Origin of the sequence: Enterococcus sp. (assembly GCF_032555305.1) — a bacterium.
GTDB lineage: Bacteria > Bacillota > Bacilli > Lactobacillales > Enterococcaceae > Enterococcus_A.
Genome location: NZ_JAWGOQ010000061.1, coordinates 1 through 4,268 on the forward strand (window position 1 = coordinate 1; position 4,268 = coordinate 4,268).

A 4,268-nucleotide genomic window follows, 5' to 3' on the forward strand; every position below is an offset into this window, starting at 1 on the left:
ACGCATTATCAAAATCAAAATAATCAAAGGATGATTTCAGGTTGCAGTATTGTGTATTTTTCTTCTGCAATTTTATGTATAAAAGTCTTGCAAAATACATGTTTCTCGAAAATAACTATAGAAGTTCTGTAAGCATCAACTTTATTCATTTAACAAAAGATTCTCTTGATGTTTTTAAGAATATGTTGTCATACATTGAAGAAAGAATGAAGCAGCTGTTTGTAAAAGAAGTTAATAAATTATTAGTTGATTTGGACAGGGAAAATAAATATTTTTCCTTTTGGGAAGGGTTACTTTTAGATTCAGGTTTTTCTCGATGTACGTTGTTAAATTCAAGTAAAGTAGTTACTTATGAGTATTTATTTTAAAAGCATTATTAATAATAGAGGTAACTTGAATACTGACAAGTCAATACTTATATAATTGTTATAACTAAGGCTAAATATGAAGAATATCATACAGAAATAGCATTCTTCATACTTTTGGTAGACCAATAGGTAAACAGTAAGAGTTATAGCTTCTATGTTAATCCTAATCGTAAAAAGATTGCAAAAACATTAATAAACTGACTATCTTAACTTGAGTTGGTGCTTTCCAGAGATCAATTCAAAAACATCTCATAAGTAGTAAATAAATCGCTACTAATAGATAGGTTATTATGAATAAAAATAAAGCAGATTAAGTATTTGCTTCGAAGAATTATATTACAAGGAGTGAGGAAATGAGTAATATTGTCAAAGGACCAATAAGTATTAGTTTCGATATTACTAATCGTTGTAATTTGTCTTGCCTTCATTGCTACAATAACAGCGGAGAAGGAGATTTTTCAACAGAGCTTTCAGATATTGAAGTATTAGATGTTATTAATCAAATCATAGATGTAAAACCATTTAGTGTTTGTATTTGTGGAGGAGAAACACTAGTAAGAAAAGAATTAGTGCTTCAAATTGTAGAAAAATTGAATGCCGCAAATATTAAAAGTTCGATGGTTACAAATGGAATGTACTTAAATGATGATTTCACTAAATTGTTAAAAGAAAAAGGAATCAATAATGTTCAGATCAGTTTAGATGGAAATAGAGCTGCACATAATAGACTACGAAACAACGAAAAGGCCTATGAAGGTGCAATTAGAGGACTTAAATTACTTAAAAAATATGAAATCCTTTCAGGAATTGCTTTTTCACCTACAAAATGGAATGTATCAGATTTTGTAGATGTCTATAAAATAGCTGAAGAAATGAATGTAAATGAAGTTAGATTACAAGATTTAATGCCCATTGGAAGGGCAGAAAAAAACTCCTACATTTTACCGAATGAAAAGGATTACAGGGATTTAAAAAAGATATATAATCAAAAAAAATTGGAGTATTTAAACGGAAAAACAAGTGTTGCGCTTGAATGGGGTGATCCAATAGATCACCTAATCGTTTTCAAAAACCATTTTGGTAGTAAATCATACACTGATAGTATTTGTATATTATCAGATGGCTCAATTACTCCATCAATATATCTTCCTGCTACTTTTGGAAATTTAAAAAGACATACACTTTCAGAATATTGGGAAGCAGGATTGAATAAAATTTGGAAAACAGAAGAAGTAAAAAAAATGGTTTCCGAACTTACGTCAATTTCAGGTATGACTACACCTAGTAACAATACAATGAACAAGGATCACGAAGAAATTAGCATTCTAAATTAAAGGAGTGAAAATACAAAATGAAGCTTAAGAAGAGCATTTCAGAATTCAAGCCATCTTTGGTTGAAGACTATATCCTTTTTCAAAGAAAAGAACGTGATGGATATGTTTCTATTAAGAATATCTCTGAAAGTCATAAGACTGAAATTGTAAATTCGTCATATTACGATATTCTAACAATGTGTGATGGGAATACAAGTATAGAAGATATTATTACAAGTATAATGTCGAAATACAAAGGAGCACCGCGATATCTTGTTGAAAAGGATGTAATAAAGACCATTGAGAATTTGACAATTAATCGTGGAATTGAACCACAAGGGAATCCTTTTGTTAGTGAAGGGAAAGTTAATATTACTGCTAATATAGAATTATCTACATTTTCAACAAACGATTTTTCATTTATGAAAAAATTTTTAGAAGATAGGGTTCAAAATGATTTGTATATATATAGAAATCCGTTTTATGGGGATCTAGCAGTAAATGGATTAATCTATAATCGTGATTTTCATTTGAATAAGATGAGTCTCATCCTTGCAATTAGAAATATTTCTGAAAACAGTTTATGTGGTTTTATGATTTGGACAATACGGAATGATCAAACTGTTGAATTACAATACTATGTAAGAGACCAAAGTGTATCTATTATTGAAAACAAAATTTTGAAGAATTCAATAGCTCTGATCTCAAAAACATTAAGAAAGAGTTCAATAACATATAAGATATTTAGTTTAAATGATGTCTTCGAAGATGAGCAATTTGTCTCAGGTTTAACAAAACTGAGATTCCAATATGTTAATGAGTTAAGAAAGGAGGTTAATAATCGCACCGTTAACGAGTACCAGTTAAATTTTGGAGGTATCTAAATAATGAATGTATTCAATTTGAGAAGTGTATATTTTGAAATTGGTTCGTTATGTAATTTACGCTGTGTCCATTGTTACAACAACTCTGGTAAACCAACCCATAGATTTGACGATAAACAGGTTAAAAAATTATTTGATGAGATATCAAAAATTGGGTGTAATAAAGTGATTATTTCTGGTGGTGAACCTTTATTACATAACAATATTATAGACATACTGAATTTTGGGAAAAGTACTTATGGATTTGAAATTGGTTTGGTAACTAATGGAACCCTAATTGACAATAATCTTGCAAAAAAATTGAGTAGAACTGTTGATTACGTGCAAGTAAGCATTGATGGAACAAGTCCAGAAGAAAACGATGTTGTTAGAGGAAATGGAACTTTTCATAAAGCCATGACAGCAACAAAGCTTCTGACCGAAAATAATATAAAAGTTACAGTCAATTTTGTTGTCACGGGAAATAATACCAACTATTTGTATACATTTTTATCAGATTTAAAAAGAAATAATGTTTTTGCAGTCACTTTCAAAGAAGTCATAAACATTGGGAGAGCAAAAGAAGGTATCTCTACTACAAGTAATCTTATTAAAGATATAGCGGACGAACTCTTACCAATCATGGAAGAAATGCAAGATGAAAACTTCAATATCACTCCTCCATATGTTTCTAATAGCAAATGTCCGTTATATTTTGAAGAAGGCTATACTCCAGATATAGAAATTCGAATTAGTTTTACGGGGGAAGTATTTCTTTGTCAAAAATTTGAAACAGAAAAAATTTTTAGTTTGGGAAATATTCGAGATGATTCATTAATAAGTATTTTGCAGTCACAAAGATATCGTGATTTATTTAATTTGATAGACGTTTCGACTAAGTTCATAAAGAAATGTGAAGGTTGTCTTTTTACAGATATGTGTTTCCGAGAGTGTCCGGCTACTATAATTTCAAATAAAATCTTTGATTATGAAGACCCTTTATGTGAATTAAGACAATTTGGAACATTCTAATCATCAATTCTGAAAATGACTTTAATGGAAAGATTCTCGGTAGTAGATAAATAAAATGACAATAGTAATTATCTTTCTTTATGTAGGTCGTTGTCTAGATAATGAATTAAGGACTATCAGGAGTACTCCTAAAGAGTATTATGATTGTCCTTTTTATATTAGTTTTCAAAGTCAAAGAGTGAAAGCTTCAAAAATGAAATCAAAGTAAAAGGATTAAAAAAGTAGATGAAGTCTAGAAGTATGAGTATTAAATTACTTTATGATCTAATATGAAATTTTATATTGTGTTTTGTTTTAGATTTATTTAAATAATTATTGAACATTATCATATAAACTGAAAAAAGGAAAGTAACAAATATGTGTGACTACATAAGAGTTCAGTTGTTAATCGCTATTCTCTATTGACATTGACGATTTTTCTTTGGGTTTCTTAACATATAAATGAAGATTATCTAAAAAATAAGGAACGGAGCAATTTCGAAAATTTTAAACAAATATGTATATGAATCCATTTCACGCGTTTTATATCAAATTTCACTTTTTTAGAACAGCTATTTTTTTCGCACGATTACTCTTTGTTTCTAAGTGTCTGTCTGCATACGACGGAGTTTGGGAGCCACTTCATCGGACGTGATTGAGCCACCTGAATCGGGAAAAACTGAGCCACTCGAATCGGAGATAGAGAGCCACCT

At 29.6% G+C, this 4,268-nt stretch carries 3 protein-coding genes; all 3 read left to right on the forward strand.

Annotated features, from left to right (window positions below; genetic code table 11):
* Positions 1-721 precede the first annotated feature (721 nt).
* The 3 genes from E6139_RS22765 to E6139_RS22775 are packed head-to-tail and all read left to right on the forward strand — an operon-like array spanning position 722 to position 3,576.
* Positions 722-1,702, forward strand: a complete 981-nt coding sequence (locus E6139_RS22765) for a radical SAM protein (protein ID WP_316405826.1) — start codon at positions 722-724, stop codon at positions 1,700-1,702.
* A 17-nt stretch (positions 1,703-1,719) separates the two neighbouring features.
* The gene (locus tag E6139_RS22770) at positions 1,720-2,565 is read left to right on the forward strand and encodes a PqqD family protein (RefSeq protein WP_316405827.1); all 846 of its coding nucleotides are present in this window, start codon (positions 1,720-1,722) and stop codon (positions 2,563-2,565) included.
* A gap of 3 nt (positions 2,566-2,568) precedes the next feature.
* Positions 2,569-3,576 carry a radical SAM/SPASM domain-containing protein gene (locus E6139_RS22775; RefSeq protein WP_316405828.1) on the forward strand — a complete coding sequence of 336 codons (1,008 nt, stop codon included), beginning with the start codon at positions 2,569-2,571 and terminating at the stop codon, positions 3,574-3,576.
* The last annotated feature ends 692 nt before the right edge of the window (positions 3,577-4,268 follow it).